This is a genomic window from Parvimonas sp. D9 (assembly GCF_035282565.1).
GTDB classification, from domain to species: Bacteria; Bacillota; Clostridia; order Tissierellales; family Peptoniphilaceae; genus Parvimonas; species Parvimonas micra.
In genome coordinates this window covers 1-389 of record NZ_JAYKBM010000070.1, presented here as the reverse complement: position 1 = coordinate 389, position 389 = coordinate 1, and the positions used below count along the sequence as shown (strand labels likewise).

Below are 389 nucleotides of genomic sequence, written 5' to 3'. Positions count from 1 at the left end.
CGGCACCACGGCCGGAAGCGACAATTTCATGCGCATTTTCCTTTGTAGACAGGAATGGAAGCGACCAGCGCGCGTAGCGCGGCCGCCTTTTCGATAAGTTGGTCGACTTCACGTTGGATCGCGGACTGATCCACCGCGCACACCCGGCCATCGGCCATGGCGTCACAGATCGTCTGGGCTACGTCGCCCGCCTCTTTCGACACGCGACCCATCAGGATCAGCACATCGCCGCCCTCGGCCGGAACCTCGGGCAAGGGGACGAACACCCCGCCCATCAACCGGCACAAAGCGTGGGTGACGTGCGGCCAGCCCTCACGCTCCTGCGCCAGCGGCTCCAGATCGGCCACGACATCTATCGGAACGAACGCGTCGCGATGATGCCGGGAGGC

At 64.5% G+C, this 389-nt stretch carries 1 protein-coding gene; it reads right to left on the bottom strand.

Features of this window, described 5'->3' with window-relative positions:
- Nucleotides 1-26: 26 nt before the first annotated feature.
- Nucleotides 27-389: phage regulatory CII family protein (locus VJI94_RS08065; RefSeq protein WP_324008973.1), on the bottom strand; the 363-nt coding region annotated here is incomplete at its 5' end.